This window comes from Streptomyces sp. MMG1533 (assembly GCF_001279775.1).
Taxonomy (GTDB): domain Bacteria; phylum Actinomycetota; class Actinomycetes; order Streptomycetales; family Streptomycetaceae; genus Streptomyces.
The window spans coordinates 1-24,467 of sequence record NZ_LGDG01000085.1 but is presented as its reverse complement, the minus strand read 5'-3'; the positions used below and the strand labels follow the sequence as shown (position 1 = coordinate 24,467).

The 24,467-nt window shown below is 69.2% G+C and carries 27 protein-coding genes, 1 tRNA gene and 1 pseudogene; 20 read left to right on the top strand and 9 right to left on the bottom strand.

Features of this window, described 5'->3' with window-relative positions:
- Positions 1 to 22: 22 nt before the first annotated feature.
- Positions 23 to 1,420, bottom strand: a complete 1,398-nt coding sequence (locus ADK57_RS11405; protein ID WP_420711852.1) for a nicotinate phosphoribosyltransferase — start codon at positions 1,418 to 1,420, stop codon at positions 23 to 25.
- Between the two features lie 66 nt (positions 1,421 to 1,486).
- On the opposite strand from ADK57_RS11405, the gene clpS reads away from it, so the two are divergent.
- From clpS to ADK57_RS11370, 8 genes are all read left to right on the top strand, one after another.
- Positions 1,487 to 1,795, top strand: coding sequence for an ATP-dependent Clp protease adapter ClpS (gene clpS, locus ADK57_RS11400; protein WP_053749283.1), 309 nt, complete (start codon positions 1,487 to 1,489; stop codon positions 1,793 to 1,795).
- Between the two features lie 12 nt (positions 1,796 to 1,807).
- On the top strand, positions 1,808 to 2,410 hold the full coding sequence (locus tag ADK57_RS11395; protein WP_053749282.1) for a DUF2017 domain-containing protein: 603 nt from the start codon (positions 1,808 to 1,810) through the stop codon (positions 2,408 to 2,410).
- 343 nt (positions 2,411 to 2,753) lie between these two features.
- A complete protein-coding gene (locus tag ADK57_RS11390) occupies positions 2,754 to 4,181 on the top strand; it encodes an amino acid permease (protein ID WP_053749281.1) in 1,428 nt (475 codons plus the stop codon).
- Positions 4,182 to 4,314: 133 nt separating this feature from the next.
- Positions 4,315 to 4,737 (top strand): Mov34/MPN/PAD-1 family protein, encoded by a 423-nt coding sequence (locus ADK57_RS11385; RefSeq protein WP_053749280.1) that lies wholly within the window; start codon positions 4,315 to 4,317, stop codon positions 4,735 to 4,737.
- 35 nt (positions 4,738 to 4,772) lie between these two features.
- Positions 4,773 to 5,810, top strand: coding sequence for a LacI family DNA-binding transcriptional regulator (locus ADK57_RS11380; protein WP_053749279.1), 1,038 nt, complete (start codon positions 4,773 to 4,775; stop codon positions 5,808 to 5,810).
- 112 nt (positions 5,811 to 5,922) lie between these two features.
- Positions 5,923 to 6,018, top strand: coding sequence for a putative leader peptide (locus ADK57_RS52210; protein WP_019759525.1), 96 nt, complete (start codon positions 5,923 to 5,925; stop codon positions 6,016 to 6,018).
- A 118-nt stretch (positions 6,019 to 6,136) separates the two neighbouring features.
- A complete protein-coding gene (locus ADK57_RS11375) occupies positions 6,137 to 6,415 on the top strand; it encodes a MoaD/ThiS family protein (RefSeq protein WP_053749278.1) in 279 nt (92 codons plus the stop codon).
- A gap of 16 nt (positions 6,416 to 6,431) precedes the next feature.
- Positions 6,432 to 7,382, top strand: a complete 951-nt coding sequence (locus tag ADK57_RS11370; protein ID WP_053749277.1) for a PLP-dependent cysteine synthase family protein — start codon at positions 6,432 to 6,434, stop codon at positions 7,380 to 7,382.
- Between the two features lie 7 nt (positions 7,383 to 7,389).
- On the opposite strand, the gene ADK57_RS11365 is transcribed toward ADK57_RS11370, so the two are convergent.
- On the bottom strand, positions 7,390 to 7,851 hold the full coding sequence (locus ADK57_RS11365) for a type II toxin-antitoxin system PemK/MazF family toxin (RefSeq protein WP_053749356.1): 462 nt from the start codon (positions 7,849 to 7,851) through the stop codon (positions 7,390 to 7,392).
- Between the two features lie 214 nt (positions 7,852 to 8,065).
- Between ADK57_RS11365 and ADK57_RS11360 the strand changes: the two genes are divergently transcribed.
- Positions 8,066 to 8,818 (top strand): MBL fold metallo-hydrolase, encoded by a 753-nt coding sequence (locus tag ADK57_RS11360; RefSeq protein ID WP_053749276.1) that lies wholly within the window; start codon positions 8,066 to 8,068, stop codon positions 8,816 to 8,818.
- Positions 8,819 to 8,901: 83 nt separating this feature from the next.
- Here ADK57_RS11360 and ADK57_RS11355 read toward each other — a convergent pair whose 3' ends face one another.
- Positions 8,902 to 10,206, bottom strand: a complete 1,305-nt coding sequence (locus tag ADK57_RS11355; protein WP_053749275.1) for a PTS transporter subunit EIIC — start codon at positions 10,204 to 10,206, stop codon at positions 8,902 to 8,904.
- Positions 10,207 to 10,345: 139 nt separating this feature from the next.
- A complete protein-coding gene (locus ADK57_RS11350; RefSeq protein WP_053749274.1) occupies positions 10,346 to 11,656 on the bottom strand; it encodes a PTS transporter subunit EIIC in 1,311 nt (436 codons plus the stop codon).
- A gap of 152 nt (positions 11,657 to 11,808) precedes the next feature.
- Between ADK57_RS11350 and ADK57_RS11345 the strand changes: the two genes are divergently transcribed.
- The 4 genes from ADK57_RS11345 to rdgB all read left to right on the top strand — a co-directional run bounded on the left by ADK57_RS11345 (position 11,809) and on the right by rdgB (position 14,102).
- Positions 11,809 to 12,042 carry a glucose PTS transporter subunit EIIB gene (locus ADK57_RS11345; protein ID WP_053749273.1) on the top strand — a complete coding sequence of 78 codons (234 nt, stop codon included), beginning with the start codon at positions 11,809 to 11,811 and terminating at the stop codon, positions 12,040 to 12,042.
- Positions 12,043 to 12,138: 96 nt separating this feature from the next.
- Positions 12,139 to 12,876 (top strand): ribonuclease PH, encoded by a 738-nt coding sequence (gene rph, locus ADK57_RS11340; RefSeq protein ID WP_053749272.1) that lies wholly within the window; start codon positions 12,139 to 12,141, stop codon positions 12,874 to 12,876.
- A 148-nt stretch (positions 12,877 to 13,024) separates the two neighbouring features.
- Entirely contained in the window at positions 13,025 to 13,429 is a 405-nt protein-coding gene (locus tag ADK57_RS11335; RefSeq protein ID WP_053749271.1) for a hypothetical protein, read from the top strand.
- 70 nt (positions 13,430 to 13,499) lie between these two features.
- Positions 13,500 to 14,102 carry an RdgB/HAM1 family non-canonical purine NTP pyrophosphatase gene (gene rdgB / locus ADK57_RS11330; RefSeq protein ID WP_053749270.1) on the top strand — a complete coding sequence of 201 codons (603 nt, stop codon included), beginning with the start codon at positions 13,500 to 13,502 and terminating at the stop codon, positions 14,100 to 14,102.
- 55 nt (positions 14,103 to 14,157) lie between these two features.
- Here rdgB and ADK57_RS11325 read toward each other — a convergent pair.
- From ADK57_RS11325 to ADK57_RS11315, 3 genes and pseudogenes are all read right to left on the bottom strand, one after another.
- Positions 14,158 to 14,232, bottom strand: a tRNA-Leu gene (locus ADK57_RS11325).
- 29 nt (positions 14,233 to 14,261) lie between these two features.
- Entirely contained in the window at positions 14,262 to 14,921 is a 660-nt protein-coding gene (locus ADK57_RS11320; protein ID WP_420711851.1) for an HNH endonuclease, read from the bottom strand.
- Positions 14,918 to 15,566 (bottom strand): annotated as a pseudogene (locus ADK57_RS11315) (HNH endonuclease signature motif containing protein). The gene ADK57_RS11320 and the pseudogene ADK57_RS11315 overlap by 4 nt, the downstream one beginning before the upstream one ends.
- 152 nt (positions 15,567 to 15,718) lie before the next feature.
- Between ADK57_RS11315 and ADK57_RS11310 the strand changes: the two are divergent.
- Entirely contained in the window at positions 15,719 to 16,228 is a 510-nt protein-coding gene (locus tag ADK57_RS11310; protein WP_053749269.1) for a GNAT family N-acetyltransferase, read from the top strand.
- Here the strand turns inward: ADK57_RS11310 and bcp are convergent.
- Positions 16,209 to 16,676, bottom strand: a complete 468-nt coding sequence (gene bcp / locus ADK57_RS11305) for a thioredoxin-dependent thiol peroxidase (protein ID WP_053749268.1) — start codon at positions 16,674 to 16,676, stop codon at positions 16,209 to 16,211. The two genes, ADK57_RS11310 and bcp, sit on opposite strands and share 20 nt — an antisense overlap.
- A gap of 94 nt (positions 16,677 to 16,770) precedes the next feature.
- Between bcp and ADK57_RS11300 the strand changes: the two genes are divergently transcribed.
- A complete protein-coding gene (locus ADK57_RS11300; RefSeq protein WP_053749267.1) occupies positions 16,771 to 17,100 on the top strand; it encodes a DUF3618 domain-containing protein in 330 nt (109 codons plus the stop codon).
- Positions 17,101 to 17,154: 54 nt separating this feature from the next.
- Positions 17,155 to 17,511, top strand: a complete 357-nt coding sequence (locus ADK57_RS11295) for a GroES family chaperonin (protein ID WP_053749266.1) — start codon at positions 17,155 to 17,157, stop codon at positions 17,509 to 17,511.
- A gap of 92 nt (positions 17,512 to 17,603) precedes the next feature.
- Here the strand turns inward: ADK57_RS11295 and ADK57_RS11290 are convergent, their stop codons facing one another.
- A complete protein-coding gene (locus ADK57_RS11290; protein ID WP_053749265.1) occupies positions 17,604 to 20,021 on the bottom strand; it encodes a transglycosylase domain-containing protein in 2,418 nt (805 codons plus the stop codon).
- 210 nt (positions 20,022 to 20,231) lie between these two features.
- On the opposite strand from ADK57_RS11290, the gene ADK57_RS11285 reads away from it, so the two are divergent.
- The 4 genes from ADK57_RS11285 to ADK57_RS11270 all read left to right on the top strand — a co-directional run bounded on the left by ADK57_RS11285 (position 20,232) and on the right by ADK57_RS11270 (position 23,693).
- Entirely contained in the window at positions 20,232 to 21,032 is an 801-nt protein-coding gene (locus ADK57_RS11285) for an ABC transporter permease (protein ID WP_053749264.1), read from the top strand.
- A 67-nt stretch (positions 21,033 to 21,099) separates the two neighbouring features.
- The gene (locus tag ADK57_RS11280; protein ID WP_078973072.1) at positions 21,100 to 21,864 is read left to right on the top strand and encodes an ABC transporter permease; all 765 of its coding nucleotides are present in this window, start codon (positions 21,100 to 21,102) and stop codon (positions 21,862 to 21,864) included.
- Positions 21,822 to 22,835: an ABC transporter ATP-binding protein gene (locus ADK57_RS11275; RefSeq protein ID WP_053749262.1), complete on the top strand. Its 1,014-nt coding sequence runs from the start codon at positions 21,822 to 21,824 to the stop codon at positions 22,833 to 22,835. Before ADK57_RS11280 ends, ADK57_RS11275 begins: the two co-directional genes overlap by 43 nt.
- A gap of 33 nt (positions 22,836 to 22,868) precedes the next feature.
- Positions 22,869 to 23,693, top strand: a complete 825-nt coding sequence (locus ADK57_RS11270) for a DUF1707 SHOCT-like domain-containing protein (protein ID WP_053749261.1) — start codon at positions 22,869 to 22,871, stop codon at positions 23,691 to 23,693.
- The last annotated feature ends 774 nt before the right edge of the window (positions 23,694 to 24,467 follow it).

The window sequence follows — 24,467 nt, the reverse complement described above, 5'->3', positions numbered from 1 at the left end:
CGCGTGAAGCACGGCACCCGCTTTAGCTACCCGAGCGTGCGTGCACGTACTCCGTCGGGACGACCGGTTCTCCGCGCGACAACTGCGTCGCCGACAGCGGCAGGTTGGCCCGGGCGGCCGCGTGCCGGTCGCGTACGACGTCCAGCGGCTCCCGTGCGACGACCTCGCCGCCCTTGACGAGCTCCACGAGCAGCTGCCGGTCGACGAGTTCGCCCGGCACCGGCCCGGTGCCGACGACCTCGGCCTCCGCGACGCCGTACTCGTCCAGGCGCCGGGCGGCCCACTTGCGGCCGCCGATGGACGTCTTGCCGCCGGACGACTTCTTCGCCACCGGCACCAGCGGGGCCTTCGGGTCGGCGGACTCGGCGCGGGCGACCAGCTTGTAGACCATCGAGCAGGTCGGGTGCCCGGAGCCGGTCACCAGCTGGGTGCCGACGCCGTACGCATCTACGGGCGCCGCGGCCAGCGAGGCGATGGCGTATTCGTCGAGGTCGGAGGTCACGATGATCCGGGTGTCCGTCGCGCCCAGCTCGTCCAGCTGCTGCCGCACCCGGTACGCGACGAGCAGCAGGTCGCCGGAGTCGATGCGCACGGCGCCCAGCTCGGGCCCGGCGACCTCGACGGCCGTCCGGACGGCCTCGGCGACGTCGTAGGTGTCCACGAGCAGCGTCGTGCCCCGGCCCAGCGAGTTCACCTGGGCCTGGAAGGCGTCCCGCTCCTGGTCGTGCAGGAGGGTGAAGGCGTGCGCGGACGTGCCGACCGTGGGGATGCCGTAGCGGAAGCCCGCCGCGAGGTCGGAGGTGGTGGTGAAACCGCCGACGTACGCGGCGCGCGCGGCGGCGACCGCGGCGAGTTCGTGGGTGCGGCGGGCGCCCATCTCGATCAGCGGGCGGTCACCGGCGGCGGAGGACATCCGGGACGCGGCCGCGGCGATCGCCGAGTCGTGGTTGAGGATCGACAGGATCACGGTCTCCAGGAGCACGCACTCGGCGAAGGAGCCCTCGACCCGCATGATCGGCGAGCCCGGGAAGTACACCTCGCCCTCGGGGTAGCCCCACACGTCGCCGGAGAAGCGGTAGGAGGCGAGCCAGTCCAGGGTCTCGTCGTCGACGATGCCGCCCTCACGGAGGAAGCCGAGGACGTCCGCGTCGAAACGGAAGTTCTCGATCGCGTCCAGCACGCGGCCGGTGCCCGCGACCACGCCGTAGCGGCGCCCCTCCGGCAGCCGACGGGTGAAGACCTCGAACACGCTGCGCCGCTCGGCCGTGCCCGCCTTCAGGGCGGCCTGCAACATCGTGAGCTCGTACTGGTCCGTGAAGAGCGCCGTCGAGGGCACGCCCACCCGTCGCCCGCCACCGCCCTTCTGAGGAAGCGCTTCGCGCCCTTCTTCTTCTGGCAGCCCAAGGTCCGCTGTGTTCATGGCAACAGATGCTACCCCCATTTGCGTCAGTGTGACGATTTGTGGGGTGCGTGGCAGCATGGCCATGTGACGTCACCCGCTCCCGTAGAGATCGAACGAACCGAGTCGGCGGAAGAGGTCTTCGCCGTCCCCGAGCCGGACGTCCCCTGGGTCACCATCGTCCACAACGACCCCGTCAACCTCATGAGCTACGTGACGTACGTCTTCCAGTCGTACTTCGGCTATTCCAAGGACAAGGCCACCAAGCTCATGCTCGACGTCCATCACAAGGGCCGGGCGGTCGTGTCCAGCGGCAGTCGCGAGGAGATGGAACGCGATGTGCAGGCGATGCACGGCTACGGCCTGTGGGCCACTCTCCAACAGGACCGGAAGTAGCGATATCCCCTGATGCCAGGACAATTCGAACCGCTCCCCGGCGGCGGCGCGGCCGTCGCCCTCGACGACGTCGAGATCTCCATCATCCGGTCGCTGGCCGTCCAGCTCCTTGAGCTCATCGGCCCCGGCCCCGCCGAGGACGCCCCCGACGACCCGCTCGCCGAGCTCTTCGCCGACGGCCCGAGCGAGCCGCCCGCCGACCCGGTCCTGCTGCGCCTCTTCCCGGACGCCTACAGCGACCCCGAGGGCACCCCGGGGCCCAAGGAGGCCGAGGAGCAGCGGGCGTATTCCTCCGAGTTCCGCCGCTACACCGAGAACGACCTGCGGGCCGGCAAGCGCGAGAACGCCCTCGCGGTGATCCGCGCCCTGGACGAGCTCAGCGCCGCGGACGACGGCGGGGCGGTCCTCAAGCTGTCGCCGGAGCAGTCCCGGCAGTGGCTCGGCGCCCTCAACGACCTGCGCCTGGCGATCGGCTCCCGGCTGGACGTCAAGGACGAGGAGGACACCGACCTCCTCTACCGACTGCCGGACGAGGACCCGCGCAAGCCCATGGTGATGGCGTATCTGTGGCTCGGAGGGCTCCAGGAGACCCTCGTTTCGACACTCATGCCCTGACTTGTGACGATTCCGTGTTCGCTCAGAGGACGCTCAAATCCGGATAACGATCACGTCACCGTGACGGACACCTATGCCCCTCCCGGGTGGCTTTTGTCCAAATCTCCCTGTGTGCTGCGTCACATGACGCTCAGGTGATCAGTATTGCGGCCGTGATAAATCTTCACGACCGCCCGGCGAACACCACCCGTATGTTCGCCGGGTGCGCCACCGAGCCGGCGGATCGCCGGCCAGGCACGGGCGGGCTCGCAAGGCCCGCCCAGCTCCATCAGTCCGGGGGGATCGGAACCCGATCCGAGGCCGACGAGAGGCCCGGTTCGGCATGGAGGAAGGCGCACCACACATGACCTCAGCGAAGGTCGACACGGAGAAGACCCCCGAGGGAGAGGGGTACGAACGCGGGCTCGGCAGCCGCCAGGTCCAGATGATCGCGATCGGCGGCGCCATCGGCGTCGGCCTCTTCCTGGGAGCCGGGGCGAACATCGCCAAGGCCGGCCCCAGCCTCATCTTCATGTACGCCCTCGCGGGCGTGATCATCTTCTTCATCATGCGGGCGCTCGGCGAGCTCCTGCTCTACCGCCCGGTCTCGGGCTCCTTCGCGGAGTACTCCCGCGAGTTCCTCGGCCCGTTCTTCGGCTACTTCACCGGCTGGACGTACTGGCTGATGTGGGTGGTCACGGGCATGGCCGAGCTGACGGCCGCCGCGATCTACGTCAACTACTGGTTCCCGGACATCCCCCAATGGGTGACGGCGCTGGTCTTCCTGGTGATCCTCTTCGGGGTCAACCTGATCTCCGTGAAGCTCTTCGGTGAGCTGGAGTTCTGGTTCTCGATGGTCAAGGTCACCGCCCTCATCGGCATGATCGTGATCGGCCTCGGCGTCCTCACCTTCGGCTTCAGCTCCGCCGGTGACACCGCCGCCGTCTCCAACCTCTGGGCCTTCGACGGCTTCTTCCCCAAGGGTGTCGGCTCGTCCCTGATGACCCTGCAGGGCGTCATGTTCGCCTACCTCGCCGTCGAGCTGGTCGGCGTCACGGCCGGCGAGTCCGAGGACCCGGAGAAGACCCTCCCCAAGGCGATCAACACCCTGCCCTGGCGCATCGCGCTGTTCTACGTCGGTGCCCTCACCATCATCCTGTGCGTGGTGAAGTGGACCGAGTTCGGGGAGGGCGTCAGCCCCTTCGTCGCGGCCTTCGCCAAGATCGGCATCCCGGCCGGCGCCGGCATCGTCAACTTCGTCGTGCTGACCGCCGCACTGTCCTCCTGCAACTCCGGGATGTACTCCACGGGCCGCATGCTGCGGAACCTGGCCGACAGTGGCGAGGCCCCCAAGGCGTTCAGCAAGCTGTCGTCGACCAAGACGCCCGCCTTCGGCATCTTCGTCTCCGTGCTCTTCATGGGCATCGGCGTGGTCCTCAACTACGTCGTCCCGGAGAAGGCCTTCGGCTACGTCACCTCGGTGGCCACCGCGGCCGGCATCTGGACCTGGCTGATGATCCTGGTCAGCCACGTCCTGTACCGCCGCGCGGTCGAGGCCGGCCGGCTGCCCGCCTCGTCCTTCCCGGCGCCGGGCGGCTCGAAGTGCTCGTATGTCGCGATCGTCTTCCTGCTCTTCGTCACGGGCCTGATCGCGTACGACGCCGACTCCCGCATCTGCCTGTACGTGATGGCCGTCTGGGCCGCCGCACTGGGCATCGGCTGGGCGATCCTCAAGAGCCGCAACCCGCAGATCACGTCGCGCGACGAGCAGGAGTTCCAGAAGGTCGGCTGACCGTCCCCGCGGACGCCCGGCCGCCGGGAGCACTCGTGGCGCCCTCGGCGGCAGCCGCTCAGGACGTCCGGCATACGGGCCGTCCCGTACCACCCCTCGGTACGGGACGGCCCTTCTGCTTATCCTGACGAACATGCTGACCATCACCCAGGCCCTCTTCGACCAGATCGTCGCGCACGCGCGCAAGGACCACCCCGACGAGGCGTGTGGCGTCGTCGCGGGCCCGGCGGGTTCGGACCGTCCCGAGCGCTTCATCCCGATGCTCAACGCGGCCATGTCGCCCACGTTCTACGAGTTCGACTCCGGCGACCTGCTCAAGCTCTACCGCGAGATGGACGACCGCGACGAGGAACCGGTGGTCATCTACCACTCCCACACGGCGACCGAGGCCTACCCGTCCCGCACCGACATCTCCTACGCCAACGAGCCCGGCGCGCACTACGTCCTGGTCTCGACGGCGGACACGGACGACGCGGGCCCCTTCCAGTTCCGCTCGTTCCGGATCGTCGAGGGCGAGGTCACGGAGGAGGAGATCAAGGTCGTCGAGGCATACTGATCGGGTACCCACCCGAGCAACTCGCCGTATCGGAGATGGCGTTGACGCAGCGGCCCAACTTACGGCGCCCCACCCTGGAAGACGTCGCCCGCAAATCCGGCGTCTCGAAGTCCACGGTGTCACGGGTGATCAACGACGAGCCCAAGGTGCGCGCCGAGGTCGTCGACCGCGTCCGGGAAGCGATCACCGAGCTCGGTTACGTACCGAACCAGGCCGCCCGCCAACTGGTCACCCACCGCACCAACGCGATCGCGGTCGTGGCGACCGAGCCCGACAACCGCCTCTTCCTCGACCCGTTCTTCGACTGCCTCCTGCGCGGCATCCGCAGGGAGCTCGCCGAGCACGGCGCCCAGGCGGTCCTGCTGTTCCTGGACGAACCGGACGACTACGCGCGCGTGGCCGACTACCTCGGCGGCGGCCACGTGGACGGCGCGGTCCTGTTCTCGCTGCGCCCCGGCGACCGGCTGCCCGAGATGATCGACCGGATCGGCCTGCCCGCCGTCTTCGGCGGCCGCCCGCTGCTGCGCGACGGCGACACCATGCACCGCCACGCGTACGTCGACGGCGACAACCGCGGGGGAGCCCGGCAGGCCGTCCAGCACCTGGTCTCGCTCGGCAGGGAACGCATCGCGACCGTCACCGGCCCCTACGACCAGGAGACCTCCGCCGCCGACCGGCTCGCCGGCTACCGGGACGTCCTCCTCGACGCCTCGCCCGACCTGACCGAGCGCGCCGACTACACCCGGCAGGGCGGCGCCGACGCCATGTCCGCCCTCCTCGACCGGTGCCCCGACCTGGACGCCGTGTTCGTCGCCTCCGACCTCATGGCCTCCGGCGCCCTGCAGACGCTGCGGGCACGCGGGCGCCGGGTGCCCGAGGACGTGGCCGTCGTCGGCTTCGACGACCTGGCCGACATCGCCGAGTCGACCGACCCGCCCCTGACCACGGTCCACCAGGACGTCGAGGGCATGGGCCGTCTGATGGCCCGGCTCCTCTTCGGCCGCACCGAGCGGATCGAGGCGCCGCCCTCCGTCGTCGTACCGACCCGGTTGGTCCTGCGCGGGTCCGCCTGAGCGGTCCTTCACGGGCCCGCCTGAGCAGTACGGTCTCACTCCCCGGCCGGAATCCGTCCGGAATGTGGGATCACACTCCGGGACCCCGACCGGGAATCGATACGATGAGCCCATGGTTTCCCACGACGTGAGCGAAAAGACGCCGGGCATGCTGCTCGTGGCGCGGCTGCACGTCGACCTGTGCAGGCTCGCCAGCGCCATCTGTTGACGCTGCCCCCTGCCGCCGTACGGCCCGTGAGCCGCGGCGCCTGATCCGCACCAGCCCCGCTGTACAGCGCTGCCGCGCGCCCACCGACCCGAACACCTTCCGACAGGAGCCCTGAGCCATGGCCATCGAGGTCCGCATCCCGACCATCCTCCGCACGTACACCGACGGCCAGAAGGCCGTGGAGGGCACCGGGGACACCCTCGCCGAGCTCTTCGCCGACCTCGAGACCCGGCATGCGGGCATCCAGGCCCGCATCGTGGACGGCGGCGAGCTGCGCCGCTTCGTCAACGTCTACCTGAACGACGAGGACGTCCGCTTCCTCGACGGCATCACCACCAAGCTCGCCGACGGCGACAACGTCACGATCCTGCCGGCCGTGGCCGGCGGCATGGTCTAAGGCCCGCTGACCCCCCATGCGTTACGACTCCCCGCTGGCCGCGGTGGGCAACACCCCTCTGGTGTGCCTGCCGCGGCTCTCGCCGTCCGCCGACGTCCGTATCTGGGCGAAGCTGGAGGACCGCAACCCGACCGGCTCGGTCAAGGACCGTCCCGCCCTGCACATGATCGAGCAGGCGGAGAAGGACGGCCGCCTGACTCCCGGTTGCACGATCCTCGAGCCCACGTCGGGCAACACCGGCATCTCCCTCGCCATGGCCGCCAAGCTCAAGGGCTACCGCATGGTGTGCGTGATGCCCGAGAACACCTCGCAGGAACGCCGTGAACTGCTCGGCATGTGGGGCGCCGAGATCATCCCGTCGCCCGCCGCGGGCGGCTCCAACACCGCCGTACGGGTCGCCAAGGAGCTCTCCGCCGAGCATCCCGACTGGGTGATGCTCTACCAGTACGGCAACCCGGACAACGCCGGCGCCCACTACGCCACCACCGGCCCGGAGATCCTCACCGACCTCCCGTCCGTCACCCACTTCGTCGCGGGCCTCGGCACCACCGGCACCCTGATGGGCGTCGGCCGCTACCTCCGCGAACACAAGCCGGACGTCAAGATCGTCGCCGCCGAGCCGCGCTACGACGACCTGGTGTACGGGCTCAGGAACCTCGACGAGGGTTTCGTACCCGAGCTGTACGACGCCTCCGTCCTCACCACCCGCTTCTCGGTCGGTTCGGCGGACGCCGTGACCCGCACCCGCGAGCTCCTCCAGCAGGAGGGCATCTTCGCGGGCGTCTCCACCGGCGCCGCCCTGCACGCGGCGATCGGCGTCGGCAACAAGGCCGTCAAGGCCGGCGAGAGCGCGGACATCGTGTTCGTCGTCGCCGACGGCGGCTGGAAGTACCTCTCGACCGGCGTCTACACGGCCGCCACGACGGAGGAGGCCATCGAGACGCTCCAGGGCCAGCTCTGGGCGTAAGGCCTGATCACGTGGCGAGGTGACGGACCTGGTCCCACAGGACCGGGTCCACCACCCCCACCCTCCGCCGGAACTCCCACACCGGCACCTCGCGCAGCTCGTCCGTTTCCAGGAAGCTCGCGCGCCCGTGGGCATCGCCCACCGCACCCGGCGGCAACGGGATCACCCCGGCCCGCTCGTCGTGGTACTTGCTGGTGATCTTCGCGACGGTCGCCCGGTCCCCGTGCACCACCAGCACCAGACAGGGCCGGTCCTTGCCCCCGGGCCCGTCCTCGTAGGGCACATTCGCCCACCAGATCTCCGCAGGCCGCGGACGTGTCCTGCCCCGCCCGCCCGGCCGCGTCGGACGCCCCGGCGGCCGGGTCCGCCGCCCCGCGGGACGCCGCCCGCGCCCCCACCCGTCGACGAGCGTGGCGACGATCGCGAGCAACACGAGGGCCGCGAGCGCGAGCCACCAGGACGTATCCATGGGCACGACGGTACCGGCGCGCATTCACCCCCGCCCGCCTTCTTGCGCGCCCCGCACGCCCCTGGTCCAGCCGAACCGGTGACACCACAGGTGAGTTCGCACACAACAGCCCCTGGTGGAGGAGCGACCGCGAGTTTTGCGCCTTACGCTCGACGGACCGCACGACCCCCGTCTCCTTCCCAGAAAAGTTCCCGCCAGCGGAGGTTTCTGCTTTATGAAGCTCACCGTCGTCGGCTGCTCGGGGTCGTTCCCGTCCGCGGAATCGGCCTGCTCGAGCTACCTCGTCGAGGCCGACGGCTTCCGGCTGCTTCTCGACATGGGCAATGGTGCCCTTGGCGAGCTGCAGCGCCACTGCGGTCTCTACGACCTCGACGCGATCTTCCTCAGCCATCTGCACGCCGACCACTGCATCGACATGTGCGCGTACTTCGTCGCGCGCTACTACCGCCACGACGGCGGCCGCTGCGACCCGATCCCGGTCTACGGCCCCGAGGGCACCGAGCACCGCCTCACCACGGCCTACGCGGACACCCCCACCGCCTCCTCCATGAGCGAGGTCTTCGACTTCCACACGGTCAAGCCCTCCACCTTCGACATCGGCCCGTTCACGGTCCACACCGAACGCGTGGCCCATCCCGTGGAGGCGTACGGCATCCGCGTCGAGCACGCCGGCAAGTCCCTGACGTACTCGGGCGACACCGGCATCAGCCCCGCCCTGGAGGAACTGGCCCGCGACACCGATCTGTTCCTGTGCGAGGCCGCCTTCACGCACGGCAAGGAGAACATCCCCGACCTGCACCTCAACGGCCGCGAGGCGGGCGAGACGGCGAGCAGGGCAACAGCCCGCCGCCTGGTCCTCACCCACATCCCCCCGTGGACCGACCCCCAGGTCAACCTGGCCGACGCGCGCGCGACGTACGACGGTCCGGTGGAACTGGCGGCGCCGGGGAAGTCGTACGAGATCTAGAGCTTTGTACGTGCACGAAGGCCCCGGAACCTTCCCGGTTCCGGGGCCTTCGTCGTGCCGTACGGCTTGGTGGAGCGGGGGTCTCACGCCTTGGTGAGGTCCTCGACCTCCTCCTCGGGCTCGCGGCCCGGGGTGGGGAGGTTGAACTTGACGATGGCGAAGCGGAAGACGACGTAGTAGATCGCGCCGAAGACCAGGCCGACGGGGATCAGCAGCCAGGGCTTGGTGGAGATGCCCCAGTTGATGAAGACGTCGGTCAGACCGGCCGAGAAGCTGAAGCCCATGTGCATGCCCAGCGCCCAGGTCACGGCCATCGAGAGCGCGGTGAGGACGGCATGGATCGCGTACAGCAACGGGGCGATGAACATGAACGAGAACTCGATCGGCTCGGTGACACCGGTGACGAACGAGGTCAGCGCCAGCGACATCATCATGCCCATCACGGCCTTGCGGCGCTCGGGGCGGGCCGTGTGCGCGATGGCCAGGGCGGCGGCGGGCAGACCGAACATCATGATCGGGAAGAAGCCGGTCATGAACAGACCGGCGTCCGGGTCACCGGCGAAGAAGCGCGGCAGGTCGCCGTGGAAGACGGTGCCCGCGGAGTTGGTGAAGTCGCCGATCTGGAACCAGGCCACGGAGTTCACGAACTGGTGCATGCCGATCGGGATCAGCGCGCGGTTGATCAGACCGAAGAGGGCCGCGCCGAAGGAGCCGAGACCGGTCATCCACTCGCCGAAGTTGGTGATGACGTCACCGACGGGCTGCCAGCCCAGGACGACCAGGACACCCAGGACGGTGCCGACGGCGGCCGTGATGATCGGGACGAGCCGGCGGCCGTTGAAGAAGCCGAGCCAGTCGACGAGCTGCTTGCGGTGGTAGCGCTGCCACAGCACGGCCGTCAGCAGGCCGAGGATGATGCCGCCGAGCACGCCCGGGTTCTGGAAGGACGCGGCCTGCGCGGCCTCGTTGCCCTTCTGCCAGAAGCCGCCACCGAGTCCGGTGGCCGTGTACGTGGCGCCCTCGTGGCCGTCCTTGATCGGGAACTGGTGGATCACCGCGTAATAGGTGAGGAAGCCGACCACGGCGGCCAGCGCCGTCGAGCCGTCCGCCTTCTTCGCGAAGCCGATGGCCACGCCTATACAGAACAGCAGGGGCAGCCCGAACGAGCTGTCCAGGATGGCGCCGCCGGCTCCGGCGAACACCTTCGCGACATCGGCGGGCAGGTGCAGCTTCTCCTGCACGTCCGCCTGCCCCAGGCGCAGCAGCAGGCCCGCCGCCGGAAGCACGGCGATCGGGAGCTGTAGGCTGCGGCCGACCTTCTGCAGGCCCTGGAACAGGCCGGATCCCCGCTTCTTCGCGGGAGTCGCCGTTGCGGTGGCGGAGCTCATACTTCCTCCATCGGGTGGTGGTCTACACCACTCAGTGGTGTAGACCTGTTGTAGCACGATGAAGGACGCATAAGGAACCCACGATTCCCGTGACGGGAAAGCTACTGTGGGCTACCTGTTTGTACGGCTGACTGCCGGGCTACACCTTGGTGACGTCCTCGACCTCCTCCTCCGGCTCCCTACCCGGTGTCTTCAGATCGAACTTCGTGATCGCGAAACGGAAGATCACGTAATAGACGACAGCGAAGCACAAGCCGATCGGGATGATCCCCCACGGTCTCGTCGCCAGATTCCAGTTGATGACGTAGTCGATCAGACCCGCCGAGAAGCTGAAGCCGTCGTGCACCCCGAACCCCCACGTCACCGCCATCGACACACCCGTCAGCAGCGCGTGCACCACGTACAACAGCGGCGCGACGAACAGGAACGAGTACTCGATCGGCTCGGTGATCCCGGTGACGAACGACGTCAGCGCCACCGACAGCATCAGACCGCCGACCTCCTTGCGCCGGCTCGCCCTCGCACAGTGCGTGATCGCCAGCGCCGCCGCCGGCAAGGCGAACATCATGATCGGGAAGAAGCCCGAGGTGAACTGACCCGCATCCGGGTCGCCCGCCAGGAACATGTTGATGTCACCGTGCACCACCGTGCCGTCCGGCTTGGTGTAACTGCCGAACTGGAACCAGATGGGCACGTTCAGGAACTGGTGCAACCCGATCACCAGCAGGGCGCGGTTCGCCACGCCGAAGATGCCCGCCCCCCACGCCTCCAGGCCGTCCAGCCAGTCGCTGAAGTTCTCCAGGCCGTCACCGATCGGCGGCCAGATCCACAGGCACACCGCCGCGAACGCGATCGCCACGAACGCCATGATGATCGGCACCAGCCGCCGCCCGTTGAAGAAGCCGAGCCAGTCCACCAGCTTCGTACGGTGGTACCGCTGCCAGAAGTAGGCGGACATCAGACCCATGATGATCCCGCCGAACACCCCCGGGTTCTCGAACGTGAACGCCGTCACCGTGCCCTCGACCGTCGCCAGACAGCCGATGTTGGGAACGGCCTTCGCCCCGTCAGGACAGTCCTCCGGGAACTGGCGCAACACGGTGTAGTAGACGAGAAAGCCCGTCACCGCCGCGAGCGCCGTCGAACCGTCCGCCTTCTTCGCCATGCCGATCGCCACACCGACACAGAACAGAAGCGGCAGCCCCAGCGAACCGTCGAGCAGCGCACCACCCGCGCCCGCCATCACCTTCGAGATGTTCGTCCAGCCGAGCCCGTCGTCCCCGAACACGTCCGGCTGCCCCAGCCGGTTGAGGATGCCCGCGGCCGGGAGTACCGCGATGGGGAGCTGAAGACTGCGCCCCATCTTCTGCAGCCCCTGGAACACGTTGTTCCAACGAGTGCGCGAGGGGCTCACCGCCGACTCGGCACTCCCGGAGTTCTCGGCACTCATGGTTTGGCGACCGCCTGTCAGGTGGTGTAGACCAGCTACGGACGATTTCGGTGCTGTGACGTCATCCTTCGGGACGTGCGGCGCGATCGCTCGCAAAGATGGGCCAACTGTGGGTTACTGCGAAAAAGCGGTTCGGATCAGGGAGAAACAACATGGCCAGCAAGGCTGAGAAGATCGTTGCCGGGCTCGGCGGCATCGACAACATCGAAGAGGTCGAAGGCTGCATCACCCGCCTCCGGACCGAGGTCATCGACGCCGCCAAGGTCGACGAGGCCGCCCTGAAGGCCGCCGGCGCCCACGGCGTCGTCAAGATGGGCACCGCCATCCAGGTCGTCATCGGCACCGACGCCGACCCCATCGCCGCGGAAATCGAAGACATGATGTGAACCCGCGCGCCCCGCAAGGGCTGTGCACTCACTCGACAGGGGCCCTTTCCCACCGCGGGAGGGGCCCCTTCCGCAGGTACGGCTAGGCTCAACGCCATGTCTCGAATCGACGGCCGCACCCCCGAACAACTCCGCCCGGTCACCATCGAACGCGGCTGGAGCAAGCACGCCGAGGGCTCCGTCCTCGTCTCCTTCGGCGACACGAAGGTCTTCTGCACCGCCTCCGTCACCGAAGGCGTCCCGCGCTGGCGCAAAGGCAGCGGCGAGGGCTGGGTCACCGCCGAATACTCGATGCTGCCCCGCGCCACCAACACCCGCGGCGACCGCGAATCCGTCCGCGGCAAGATCGGCGGCCGCACCCACGAGATCAGCCGCCTCATCGGCCGCTCCCTGCGCGCGGTCATCGACTACAAGGCACTCGGCGAGAACACCATCGTCCTCGACTGCGACGTGCTCCAGGCCGACGGCGGCACCCGCACCGCGGCCATCACCGGCGCATACGTCGCACTCGCCGACGCCATCTCCTGGGCCCAGGGCAAGAAGCTGATCAAGGCCGGCCGCCAGCCGCTGACGGGAACGGTGAGCGCGGTGTCGGTCGGAATCGTGGGAGGGGTGCCCTTGCTGGACCTCTGCTACGAGGAGGACGTCCGCGCCGAGACCGACATGAACGTCGTCTGCACCGGCGACGGACGCTTCGTCGAGGTCCAGGGCACGGCCGAGGCCGAACCCTTCGCCCGCGACGAACTCAACGCCCTCCTCGACCTCGCCGTCGCCGGCTGCACAGACCTGGCCGCCTTGCAGCGCAAGGCACTTGATACGGTCCTCGAAAAGTAAAGGGCGCACCAAGGAGGACGGCCGCCAGGCGCAACCCGGCCGACCGTCCTCGCGTCATTACCGGTACGGGCGTACGGCTGACCGCTGTGCGCCCGGCCAGCATGAGGGGCCGACAAGGGTCCTGCTGTCAACGGGAGGGAACAGATCCATGGCCGCGAGCCGACGCCGCCGAAGTCGCCGAATCGCCATCGTTGCCGCGGTGGCCGCCGTCGGACTGACGGCCGGCCTCACCACCGGCTGCGACGCCGTCAGCAAGGCACTGGACTGCGTCCAGACCGCCGACGCCATCGCCGACAGCGTCACCGACCTCCAGCAGGCCGTGGAGAACGCGTCGAACGACCCGACGCAGCTCGAGGAGTCCCTCGACTCCATCGACAAGAACCTCGACGAGATAGGCGACAAGACCGACAACGCCGACGTCAACAAGGCGGTCGACAACCTCAGCGAGGCCGTCACCAACGTCCGCACCTCCGTCGAGAACGGGGACAACACCCCCGACCTCAGCCCGATCACGGACGCGGCGGGCGAACTGACGAAGGTCTGCACGCCGTAGGTCTGCACGCCGTAGGTCAACCGGGAAACCGGGGAGAGGCGAGGGCCATGGGGCCGGAATACTGGACCCCATGACCCGCCTGATCCTCGCCACCCGCAACGCCGGAAAGATCACCGAACTCCGCGCGATCCTCGCCGCCGCAGACCTCCCCCACGACCTCGTCGGCGCCGACGCCTACCCCGACGTCCCCGACGTCAAGGAAACCGGCGTCACCTTCGCCGAGAACGCCCTGCTGAAGGCCCACGCCCTCGCCCAGGCAACAGGCCTGCCCGCAGTGGCCGACGACTCCGGCCTCTGCGTGGACGTCCTGAACGGCGCCCCCGGCATCTTCTCCGCCCGCTGGGCGGGGCAGCACGGGGACGACCGCGCGAACCTGGACCTGCTGCTGGCTCAGCTCTCCGACATCGCCGACGAGCATCGGGGCGCCCACTTCGCCTGCGCGGCGGCGCTGGCCCTGCCGGACGGCACGGAGAGGGTGGTCGAGGGCCGGCTCCGCGGCGTCCTCCGCCACACGCCGACCGGCACGAACGGCTTCGGCTACGACCCGATCCTCCAGCCGGAGGGCGAAACGCGGACGTGCGCCGAGCTGAGCGCGCAGGAGAAGAACGCGATCAGCCACCGGGGGCAGGCGTTCCGGGCGTTGGTGCCGGTGGTGCGGGAGCTGTTGGGCTGAGCTTACAGAAAGGCCCCGCACCTTTGAATCGAAGATGCGGGGCCTTGTTTTCCTGTGGGCCCGGTGGGACTCGAACCCACGACACACCGGACCTAAACCGGCGCCCTCTTGCCAGCTGGGGTACGGGCCCGCAGCGTTGCTTACTCTACTGGGCGCAACTCAGTGCGTCGTCGGCCTCCTCGGCACCACGTGCTGGTGATGGCGTGGCAGTTGGGGCACAACAATCGCAGGTTCTCGCGTCTGTCGTCGCCGACAGTCGTCCCGCCAGTCCCCGTTGATGTGATCGATCTCCAGGGTCATGGGCCTGCCGAGCCATTCCGGGCCAGTGCCGCACCTGGCGCACTCTTCGGCTATGCCGACCTCGATGAGCGCTCGGCGTAGGCGCTTTGTCGGCGTCCGCTGTTTGCCCTGGTGCTGTACCAGAACATCCTCAGGCCGTTTGGCGTTCGGGGCCGGCCTTCCCCGCTGGTGTGCCTGCCCCAGGAAGTGTGCCGTCGTCAGGTGATCATCGGCGATCCACTTGTGCAGCTTCTTCCGCTGCGCACCGTTGTTCGTGCAGCCTAGGCGGCGTAGCACCTCCGCCATGGAGGAGGACTCGGTGACGGCCGCCCGTAACGCGTCGCGTGTGGGCCGGGCGGACCGGCTGCAGGGGGCGAAGTGTGAGATGTCGATGGCGAAGTGGGCAAATCGCATGGTGAGGTACTTGCGGAGGTAGCCGTATGGCCGGGTGCCGAAAAAGGCAATGACCTCGACGAGGTCGGAACACCGAGCTGCTGCCTCGACCAGGCGCTCGTGCGTGTACTGCACGCCGCTGGTCACGAGGCACGCCCCTTGCCGCGTCCTCGGTAACTGTCCGTCGTCGAGTGGCAGTTGGGGCAAAGAAGCCTCAGGTTCTCGATGCGGTTGTTCCGCCAGTTGCCGTCGATGTGGTCGACCTCAAGAGGGAGCGGCTCTCCGAGCCACTCCCCTTCGATCCCACACAGGGCACAGTGCTCCTCCATGCCCAGCTGGCCCATCGCCCGCTTCAGACGGTTGCTCGGGACCCGCATGGCGTGGGTCGACGTGTCCTCGGTGAGGATCTCCTCGGCAGACCGACGGCGCTGGTTGTGCCGCTGCCGCTCCGTGGGGATCACTGGCGTGAAGTGGGAGGTGTTGATGCCGTAAGCCTTGATACGACGCGAGATGTTCGTGTGGTGACCGCCGACTACATCGAGCCCGAGTCGCCGTAGGACCTCGTTGACGCTCGACGATGCAGCGACCACCGGCTCAAGGATCTCCCTCGTCCACTTGGCCCCTCGCGCTCGAAGTGCGAGACATCCACCCCAGTTTCTTCATTCGTTGGGAGATGTACCGCCGCTTCCAGCTCTTCGGATCCACCCCCAATCTCCCGCACGCTTCCGACAACGTACGAGCCCCCCGAGCCGCCTCCTCCAGCCGCTCTTTCGGATACGCGGTGACCCCCATGGTTCCCCTCCCTCTCGGCCGCACGTTCGTGGCCTCGTACGGAGTAACGGACCGCTTATCGGACAGTCACGCTCGAAACGTAAAGGCAGTTGATATGCTTACCGGCGAGGCCTTCCGGGTGCGGACTCTTGTCCGGTCGGGAGGCTTTTTTCATGACCTCAGCAGAGTTGAACATCCGACCGGCCACTCCGGCCGACCGCCCCGCCGTCGAACGCCTCTGGCTTCTGTTCCGGCATGACCTGTCCGAGTTCGGGGGGCAACTGCCCAACCCGGACGGGACGTTCCGCAGTGAGCGGTTGGAGGCTGCCTTCTCCGGTGACGTCGGCTGGGCGCCGTATCTCTTCGGCCTCGGCGAGCGGCCCGTCGGGTTCGCGTTCGTGCGGGGGCTCGGTGGGCCCACCCGCGTGCTCAACAGCTTCTTCGTCGTGCGGGGAGTGCGGAGGGGCGGGGTGGGGCTGCGGGCCGTGCGGGAGGTGGTCGCCCGGCACCCGGGGGAGTGGGAGGTCGCGTTTCAGGACGCCAATGCCGGTGCTGTCCGCTTCTGGCGACGGGTGGCCGTCGAGCTTGCCGGGGACGGCTGGAAAGAGGAGCGCAGGCCGGTTCCGGATCGGCCCGACCTGGCTCCCGATGTCTGGGTGTCGTTCAGATACCCAAGTCCTTGATGATCTTCGCCACGTGGCCGGTCGCGCGGACGTTGTAGAGGGCGCGCTCGACCTTGCCCTCCTCGTCCACGACGATCGTGGAGCGGATGACGCCCATGTAGGTCTTGCCGTAGTTCTTCTTCTCGCCGTAGGCGGCGTAGGCCTCGGTGACCGTCTTGTCGGGGTCGGCGAGGAGGGTGATCTTCAGGGATTCCTTGTCGCGGAACTTCGCCAGCTTCTCCGGCTTGTCGGGGGAGATGCCGATGACGTCGTAGCCCGCGCCGGCCAGCAGTTCGAGGTTGTCCGTGAAGTCGCACGCCTGCTTGGTACAGCCGGGGGTCAGGGCCGCCGGGTAGAAGTAGACGATGACCTTGCGGCCCTTGTGGTCGGACAGGGACACGTCGGTGCCGTCGGCGTCGGGGAGGGTGAAGGCGGGGGCCACGTCCCCGGGCTGGAGTCGCTCGCTCATCGGTCTAGCGTAACGGGGGGTCTGGACAGTGCGTTCCGGTGCTGAGCTGACAGACTGTCCGGAACAAGCATCAGCTGACTTCGGAGGCCGTACGGTGGCGGACACGTCGGACACGAGAACCCCGGCGCAGATCGAGGCGGACATCAAGCGTCGCCGCGAATTGCTGGCCGACACGCTGGACGAGATCGGGGTGCGGGTGCATCCGAAGACGATCGTGGGCGATGCGAAGGCCAGGGTCGTCTCCAATGTCGATCACACGCTCGGGCGGGCCTATGTCGGGGTCAACCGGGTCGTGACGGACGTCAAGGCCCAGTTCGTCGACGAGGACGGCGCGCCTCGGCTGGAGCGGGTCGTGCCCGTCGCGCTCGTTGTCGTCGGGGTCGTGGGGCTGCTCGCCCTGGGGACCCGGCGGCGCAGGGGCTGAGCGAGGGCCGACCCGGCGGCATCCGAGGGCGGCAAAGGCAGGTAGGTTCGTGGCGTGAGCGCCAAGAGAAACGAGCACAGCACCCAGCACGACAAGCTGCCCATCCGGATGCTGCACGACCGTGTACTCGTGCGGCAGGACACCAGCGAGGGCGAGCGGCGTTCCGGTGGCGGGATCCTGATTCCGGCCACCGCGGCCGTCGGTCGTCGGCTGGCGTGGGCGGAGGTCGTCGCGGTGGGGCAGAACGTGCGGACCGTGGAGCCGGGTGACCGGGTGCTGTTCGACCCGGAGGACCGGGCCGAGGTGGAAGTGCGGGGCATCGCCTACGTGCTCATGCGTGAGCGTGATCTGCACGCGGTGGCCGCGGACCGGTTCGAGGGGTCCGAGGACTCGACCGGCCTGTATCTGTAGAACGGCATCCCTGGATCTGCAGAACGGCATCGAAGAGGGGCTGGTGACCATCGTCACCAGCCCCTTTTCGGTCCGGGCGGCAGCCCGAACGGTTACTGCCTTCTCGTCGTTGTGAGCTGCGGGCCGACCCCGGTCGTCGTGCCGCCCGTCGTGCCTCCGGTGTCGCCGCCGGTCGTGTCGCCCGTGGTGCCGCCCGTGGCCGTGTCGCCGCCGGTGGTGTCCCCGGTGGTGCCGTCCGTCGTGCCGCCGTCCGTGGTCGTGTCGCCGCCGGTGGTCGTGTCCCCGGTGGTGGTGCCGGTCGTCGTGTCGCCCGTGGTGCCGTCCGTCGTGCCGCCGTCGGTGGTCGTGTCGCCGCCGGTCTGGCCCTCCGTCTGGCCCTCGGTGTCCTGGCCGCCGGTGGTGTCGCCCGTGGTGCCGCCGGTGTTCTCGTCGCCCGTGCCGGGGTCGGCCGGGACGTCGGTGACGGGGGGCTGGATCACGTCGGCGCCCGGCTGGAGTTCGAGGTCGAAGTCGGTGACGGGCTCGCCCTCGAGGGCGTCCTTGGTGAACTGTGCCCAGATCTCGGTGGGCGCCCCGCCGCCGTTGATCCGCTCCAGGCCCATCGCGCCGTACAGCGACTTGTGCGCGGCCGTCACCGGGTCCTGGCCCATGACGGAGACGACGGTGGCGAGGTCGGGGGTGTAGCCGGCGAACCAGGCCGCGGTGTCCTCCTCGGCGGTGCCGGTCTTGCCCGCGGCGGGGCGGCCGGCGGCCTGGGCGGCGGTGGCGGTGCCGTTCTCGACGACGCTCTGCAGGACGGAGGTGGTGGTGTCGGCGGCCTCGCGGCTGACGGCCTGGCTGGTCTTCTTCTGCGGCAGCTCGATGTCGTTCGTGCCGTCCTTGGTGATCTTCTCGATCATCGTGTACGTGCCGTGCCGGCCGTGGTTGGCGAGCGTGGCGTAGGCCTGTGCCATGTCGAGGACGCTCGCGTTGGCCGGGCCGAGCGCGATGGACGGGGACGCGGTCAGATCGGGGGTGTTCGAGGGGATACCGAGGTCGATCGCCGTCTGCTTGACCTTGTCGGAGCCGACGTCCACGGCCATCTGTGCGTAGACCGAGTTGACGGACTTGTCGGTGGCCTCGCGGACGGTGATGTCGCCGTACGAGGCCTGGTCCTCGTTCTCGGGGGCGTAGGTGCCGCCGTCCCAGCCCACGATGGGCCGCTTGTTGGTGCCGTCGTAGATGGTGTTGGGGGTGATGACGCGGCCGTCCTGCGTCTGGGAGTCGTTCTGGACGGCGGAGGTGAACACGAACGGCTTGAAGGTGGAGCCGACCTGGAAGTCACCTCGGGTGGCGTTGTTCGTGTACTGCTTCACGTAGTCGATGCCGCCGTACATCGCGACGACCTTGCCGGTCTTCGGGTCGATGGCGGCGCCGCCCGCGCGGACGTACGTGTCGACCTTGCGGTTCTTCTTGTCGAGCTTGTCCATCAGCTGGTCGTTGACCGCGTCGACGAAGGCGTTCTGCCTGGACTTCTGCAGGGTGGTGGTGATGCGGTAGCCGCCGGCGCTGAGCTGGTCCTTGTCGAGGATCTTGTTCTCGGTGAGGTAGTCCTTGATCGCGTCGACGATGTAGCCGCGCTGCCCGGACATGCCGGTGGAGACGGTGGCTTCCTTCGGCATGGGGAACTTCATGCCGGCCCGGTCGGAGGCGCTGAGCCAGCCCTTGGTGACCATGCCGTCGAGGACGTAGTTCCAGCGGGCCTGGGCGGCCGCCTTGTTCTCGGGGTGGGCGACGACGTCGTACTCGCTGGGTGCGTTGAGCAGTGCGGCGAGGTAGGCGCCCTTGGCCGCGTCCAGTTCGGTGGCGTCGATGCCGTAGTAGGCCTGGGCGGCGGCCTGGATGCCGTAGGCGTTGCGGCCGAAGTAGCTGGTGTTGAGGTAGCCCTCGAGGATCTGGTCCTTGCTCTCGGTGCGGTCCAGCTTGATCGAGATGAAGAACTCCTTCACCTTGCGCGTCACGGTCTGTTCCTGCGCGAGGTAGTAGTTCTTGACGTACTGCTGGGTGATCGTGGAGCCGGACTGCTTGCCCTTGCCGGTCGCGGTGTTCCACCCGGCGCGGAGCATCGCCTTGGGGTCGATCGCGGACTCGGTGTAGAAGTCGCGGTCCTCGGCGGCCAGTACGGAGTGCTGGGCGGCCTTGGAGATCTTCGCGAGGCTGACGTTCTCGCGGTTGACCTCGCCGTCGCGGGCGAGCTGGCTGCCGTCGGCGTAGAGGTAGACGTTGCTCTGCTTGGTGGCGAAGGCGTTGGCGGCCGGGATCTTGACCAGGGAGTAGCCGAGGAAGAACAGGCCGATCAGGAGCAGGACGCCGACGACGAAGCCACCGAGCACCATGCGCCAGGTCGGGATGATCCGCCGCCAGCCGGTCCGCTTGGGGCGCTTGGGCTTGCCCTCCGGTTCGGCGGCCGCTTCCGGCTCTCTCGGGGCCCAGCCCTGGGTCGGCTGCTGCGGCTGCGGCTCGTCGCTCATGTCGTGCACGGACTCCTGTTTCGCGTCTTACGTTCCCGTACGCCTCGTACGCCTTCTGCGCCCCCAGTTGAAGACTCTCGCACCACGCGTTCCGTTCCCGACAATCGGCACGCGCTTGCCCGGAAAATGCGTGGCGTGGCCCACAGCCCGCGGACTAGGCTCCTGCGCTTCGGTGTCGAACAGGGCTGGTCGGGCGAGGAGGGCGGTGCCGTGGATGCGGCGCGGTTGTACGCGGCGGTCGCGGCGGGGGGTTTTCGACGGTACGCGACGTATCGGGCGGCCACGGCCGCGGGGGTGTTCACCAATACCGTCTTCGGTCTGATCCTGGTCTACACGTATCTCGCGCTGTGGGAGGAGCGGCCGCATCTGGGCGGGTACGACCAGGCGCAGGCCGTCACCTTCGTGTGGCTGGGGCAGGCGCTGTACGCGACGCTGGCGATCCAGGGCGGCGGTTTCGAGACCGAACTCATGGAGCGCATCCGCACCGGGGATGTGGCCATTGACCTGTACCGGCCGGCCGACCTCCAACTGTGGTGGCTGGCGAACGACTTGGGGCGGGCGCTGTTCCAGCTCCTGGGGCGCGGTGTGATCCCCTTCGCGTTCGGGGTGCTCTTCTTCCCCACCGCGCTCCCGGACGATCCGATGACGTGGCTGGCCTTCCTGGTCGCTCTCGCGCTCGCGATGATCGTCAGCTTCGCGATCCGGTTCCTGGTGGCGCTGAGCGGGTTCTGGCTGCTGGACGGCACGGGCGCGCTGCAGGCGATGATGGTCACCGGCATCTTCTGCTCGGGTATGGCGCTGCCGCTGAACGCCTTCCCGGGGCCGCTGGGCGAGGTCGTACGGGCGCTGCCGTGGGCGGCTCAGCTCCAGATGCCCGCCGACGTGCTGATGGGGCAGACGGATGCGCTGCCCGCGTTCGCCTTCCAGGCGGTGTGGGCGGTGGCGCTGATGGCGGCCGGACGGCTGCTGCAGGGTGCGGCGACCCGGCGGGTGGTGGTCCAGGGTGGGTGAGGGCGATCGTGTGCTGGAGCGCAACCGTGTGCTGGAGGGGCTGCGCGCCTACCGGCTGATCTCCGCGATGTGGATCCGCTCCACGCTGGCCTACCGGGTGTCCTTCGCGATGACCGCGTTCGGCGGTGTGCTGGTGACCGGGCTGGACTTCGTCGCGATCTTGCTGATGTTCTCGCAGGTCGACGTGCTCGGCGGCTACACGCTGCCCGAGGTCGCCTTCCTGTACGGCCTGTCGGCGACGTCCTTCGGGATCGCGGACCTGGCGATCGGATCGGCGGGGCGGCTGGGCACGCGGGTTCGTGACGGCACGCTCGACACGCTGTTGGTGCGTCCCGCGCCGGTACTGGCCCAGGTCGCCGCGGACCGTTTCGCGCTGCGCCGGGTCGGCCGGATCACGCAGGGTGCGCTGGTGCTGGGCTACGCGCTGGTCGCGCTGGACATCGGCTGGACGCCGGTCAAGGTGCTGATGGTGCCGGTGATGCTGGTCTGCGGCGGGGTGATCTTCTCCGCGGTGTTCGTGGCGGGTGCGGCCTTCCAGTTCGTGGCGCAGGACGCCTCCGAGGTGCAGAGCGCGTTCACCTACGGCGGGCAGACGCTGTTGCAGTACCCGCCGACCGTGTTCGGCAAGGAGCTGGTGCGCGGGGTGACCTTCATGTTCCCGCTGGCCTTCGTCAACTGGGTGCCCGCGGCCTATGTGTTGGGGCGGCCGTATCCGCTGGGCCTGCCGGAGTGGGCGGCGTTCGCACCGCCGCTGGTGGCGGCGGCGAGCTGTGCGCTGGCCGGTGTCGCATGGCGGGCGGGGCTGAGGTCGTATCGGAGTACAGGGAGCTAGCAGTGGACAGCGCGTTCATCGAACTGGACCGCGTCGAGAAGGTCTTCGACGTGCGCAAGAAGACCGGCTTCCTGAAGCGGGAGCGGCGTGAGGTGCGGGCGGTCGACTCGATCTCGTTCACCGTGCCGCGCGGCGAGATGGTCGGCTACATCGGCCCGAACGGCGCGGGGAAGTCGACGACGATCAAGATGCTCACCGGCATCCTGACTCCGAGCGGCGGCCGGCTGCGGGTCGCGGGCATCGACCCGTCCCGGGAGCGGTCGCGCCTGGCGCACCGGATCGGGGTGGTGTTCGGGCAGCGTACGACGCTGTGGTGGGACCTGCCGCTGATCGACTCGTACCGGCTGATGCACCGCATGTACCGCATCCCCGACGGCCGTTACCGCGAGAACCTCGACCGGCTCGTCGAACTCCTCGAACTCGGCGAGTTGTTGGACGTGCCGGTACGGCAGCTCTCGCTCGGGCAGCGGATGCGCGGAGACATCGCGGCGGCTCTGTTGCACGACCCGGAGGTGCTGTACCTCGACGAGCCGACGATCGGCCTGGATGTGGTGTCGAAGGCCAAGGTGCGGGAGTTCCTGCGGGAGTTGAACACCGACAACGGCACGACGGTGCTGCTGACCACGCACGACCTCCAGGACATCGAGCAGTTGTGCTCGCGGGTCATGGTCATCGACCACGGGCGGATGATGTACGACGGTGCGCTCACCGGTCTGCACGAGGCGGGGGAGAGCGAGCGGATCCTGGTGGTCGACCTGGAGCGCGAACTGCCGCCGATCGAGGCGCCGCCGCCCGCGCGGGTGGTGAAGGTGGACGGTCCGCGCCAGTGGCTGGCGTTTCCGGCCGCGGCGTCGGCGGCGCCGCTGGTGGCCCGGATCGCGGCGGAGTATCCGCTGGTGGACCTGTCGGTGCGGGAGCCGGACATCGAAGCGGTGATCGCCAAAATGTATGCCGAGAGGGCGACCGCGTAGTGCCCGCCGCCCGGAACTCGTAGGCTGCTGTGTATGACCGAGGATGCTCCGGAGCTGCGCGCCTCCGACGCCGATCGTGAACGAGTCGCCGAGGTCCTGCGGGACGCCCTCGCGGAGGGGCGCCTCGACATGGAGGAGTTCGAGGAACGGCTGGACGCGACGTACAAGGCGCGGACCTACGGCGAACTCGCGCCGATCACCCGGGACCTGCCGTCGGCGACGGCGCCGGCTCCCCGGATCTCGATGACCAAGGAGCCGGTGCAGAGCGGGAGTTGGGCGGGGCGGATCGTCGGCGGCGAGGGGTCTTCGACGTGGGCCGTGGCGATCATGTCGGGCTTCCAGCGCAGGGGCCGCTGGACGGTGCCGAAGCGGTTCAACTGCTTCGCCTTCTGGGGCGGCGGCGAGATCGATCTGCGTGAGGCGAACTTCGCGGACGGCGAGGTCGAGATCAACTGCATCGCGATCATGGGCGGGATGCAGGTGATCGTGCCGCCCGGCGTCGAGGTCGTCGTGCGCGGCATCGGCATCATGGGCGGCTTCGACCAGCGCGAGGAGGGCGTGCCGGGTGACCCGGGCGCCCCGCGCGTGATCGTGACGGGCTTCGCCTTCTGGGGCGGCGTCGGCGTTGAGCGCAAGCTCACGCGGGCCGAGCGGCAGCGCCTGAAGGAGGAGCGCCGCCAGGAGAAGCTCGACCGCAAGGCGGCGTCGCGGGAGCTCGGGGAGTCCCTCAGGGACGACGTCCACGACGCCCACCAAAGGATGCTCGAAGGCCACCACGACCTGCTGCGGGACCGGCAGCGTGAGCGCCGCGAGCAGCGCCGGGAGGACCGGGACCGGCGGCGGCACGGGGAGCACTGACCCCAGGGCCCCCCGGGGCCTCCGGGCCACCAGGGCCTCCCCGGGGCCTCCAGGCCCCAGGACCGTCCGGGGCCTCCGGGCTCCCGGACCCTCGGACCGCCCGGCCCTTTGGGCCCCGGATCCCCGGAACCCCCAGGCCTCCGGATCCCCGGATCCTCCAGGCCTCCGGATCCCCGGATCCTCCAGACCTACGGACCGCCGGGCCCCCGGACCGCCGGACCGCCGGACCGCCGGGCCCCCGGACCGCCGGACCTCCAGGCCTCCGGATCCCCCAGACCTACGGACCGCCGGACCGCCGGACCACCGGGCCCCCGGGCCCCCGGGCCCCCGGACCCCTCCGGACCACCGGACCCTCAGACCGCCCGGCCCTTTGGGCCCCCGCACCCCGGACACCCGGACCGCCCGAACCCCCCGACCGCCTGGCCCCCTTTGGGCCCTGGGCCCCCGGAACCCCCAGACCTCCGGACCACCAGGCCCTCGACCCCCTCCGGGCCCCCGAGCCCCCGGACCTCCGGACCGTCCGGCCCCCTCCGGGCCCTCGGACCGCCGGGCCTCCGGGACCCGCCGGGCCTCCGGGACCCGCCGGGCCTCCGGGACCCGCCGGGCCTCCGGGACCCTCCGGGCCTCCGGGCCTCCGGGACCCGCCGGGCCTCCGGGACCCTCCGGGCCTCCGGGCCTCCGGGACCCTCCGGGCCTCCGGGACCCTCCGGGACCCTCCGGGACCCTCCGGGACCCTCCGGGCCTCCGGGACCCTCCGGGACCCTCCGGGACCCT

What these genes read in the sequence shown, in the direction of transcription:
- ADK57_RS11405 (WP_420711852.1), bottom strand. Translation starts at nt 1,420, where the DNA reads ATGAACACAGCGGACCTTGGGCTGCCAGAAGAAGAAGGGCGCGAAGCG.
- ADK57_RS11395 (WP_053749282.1), top strand. Translation starts at nt 1,808, where the DNA reads ATGCCAGGACAATTCGAACCGCTCCCCGGCGGCGGCGCGGCCGTCGCC.
- ADK57_RS11390 (WP_053749281.1), top strand. Translation starts at nt 2,754, where the DNA reads ATGACCTCAGCGAAGGTCGACACGGAGAAGACCCCCGAGGGAGAGGGG.
- ADK57_RS11385 (WP_053749280.1), top strand. Translation starts at nt 4,315, where the DNA reads ATGCTGACCATCACCCAGGCCCTCTTCGACCAGATCGTCGCGCACGCG.
- ADK57_RS11380 (WP_053749279.1), top strand. Translation starts at nt 4,773, where the DNA reads ATGGCGTTGACGCAGCGGCCCAACTTACGGCGCCCCACCCTGGAAGAC.
- ADK57_RS52210 (WP_019759525.1), top strand. Translation starts at nt 5,923, where the DNA reads ATGGTTTCCCACGACGTGAGCGAAAAGACGCCGGGCATGCTGCTCGTG.
- ADK57_RS11375 (WP_053749278.1), top strand. Translation starts at nt 6,137, where the DNA reads ATGGCCATCGAGGTCCGCATCCCGACCATCCTCCGCACGTACACCGAC.
- ADK57_RS11370 (WP_053749277.1), top strand. Translation starts at nt 6,432, where the DNA reads ATGCGTTACGACTCCCCGCTGGCCGCGGTGGGCAACACCCCTCTGGTG.
- ADK57_RS11365 (WP_053749356.1), bottom strand. Translation starts at nt 7,851, where the DNA reads ATGGATACGTCCTGGTGGCTCGCGCTCGCGGCCCTCGTGTTGCTCGCG.
- ADK57_RS11360 (WP_053749276.1), top strand. Translation starts at nt 8,066, where the DNA reads ATGAAGCTCACCGTCGTCGGCTGCTCGGGGTCGTTCCCGTCCGCGGAA.
- ADK57_RS11355 (WP_053749275.1), bottom strand. Translation starts at nt 10,206, where the DNA reads ATGAGCTCCGCCACCGCAACGGCGACTCCCGCGAAGAAGCGGGGATCC.
- ADK57_RS11350 (WP_053749274.1), bottom strand. Translation starts at nt 11,656, where the DNA reads ATGAGTGCCGAGAACTCCGGGAGTGCCGAGTCGGCGGTGAGCCCCTCG.
- ADK57_RS11345 (WP_053749273.1), top strand. Translation starts at nt 11,809, where the DNA reads ATGGCCAGCAAGGCTGAGAAGATCGTTGCCGGGCTCGGCGGCATCGAC.
- rph (WP_053749272.1), top strand. Translation starts at nt 12,139, where the DNA reads ATGTCTCGAATCGACGGCCGCACCCCCGAACAACTCCGCCCGGTCACC.
- ADK57_RS11335 (WP_053749271.1), top strand. Translation starts at nt 13,025, where the DNA reads ATGGCCGCGAGCCGACGCCGCCGAAGTCGCCGAATCGCCATCGTTGCC.
- rdgB (WP_053749270.1), top strand. Translation starts at nt 13,500, where the DNA reads ATGACCCGCCTGATCCTCGCCACCCGCAACGCCGGAAAGATCACCGAA.
- ADK57_RS11310 (WP_053749269.1), top strand. Translation starts at nt 15,719, where the DNA reads ATGACCTCAGCAGAGTTGAACATCCGACCGGCCACTCCGGCCGACCGC.
- bcp (WP_053749268.1), bottom strand. Translation starts at nt 16,676, where the DNA reads ATGAGCGAGCGACTCCAGCCCGGGGACGTGGCCCCCGCCTTCACCCTC.
- ADK57_RS11290 (WP_053749265.1), bottom strand. Translation starts at nt 20,021, where the DNA reads ATGAGCGACGAGCCGCAGCCGCAGCAGCCGACCCAGGGCTGGGCCCCG.
- ADK57_RS11280 (WP_078973072.1), top strand. Translation starts at nt 21,100, where the DNA reads ATGTGGATCCGCTCCACGCTGGCCTACCGGGTGTCCTTCGCGATGACC.
- ADK57_RS11275 (WP_053749262.1), top strand. Translation starts at nt 21,822, where the DNA reads ATGGCGGGCGGGGCTGAGGTCGTATCGGAGTACAGGGAGCTAGCAGTG.
- ADK57_RS11270 (WP_053749261.1), top strand. Translation starts at nt 22,869, where the DNA reads ATGACCGAGGATGCTCCGGAGCTGCGCGCCTCCGACGCCGATCGTGAA.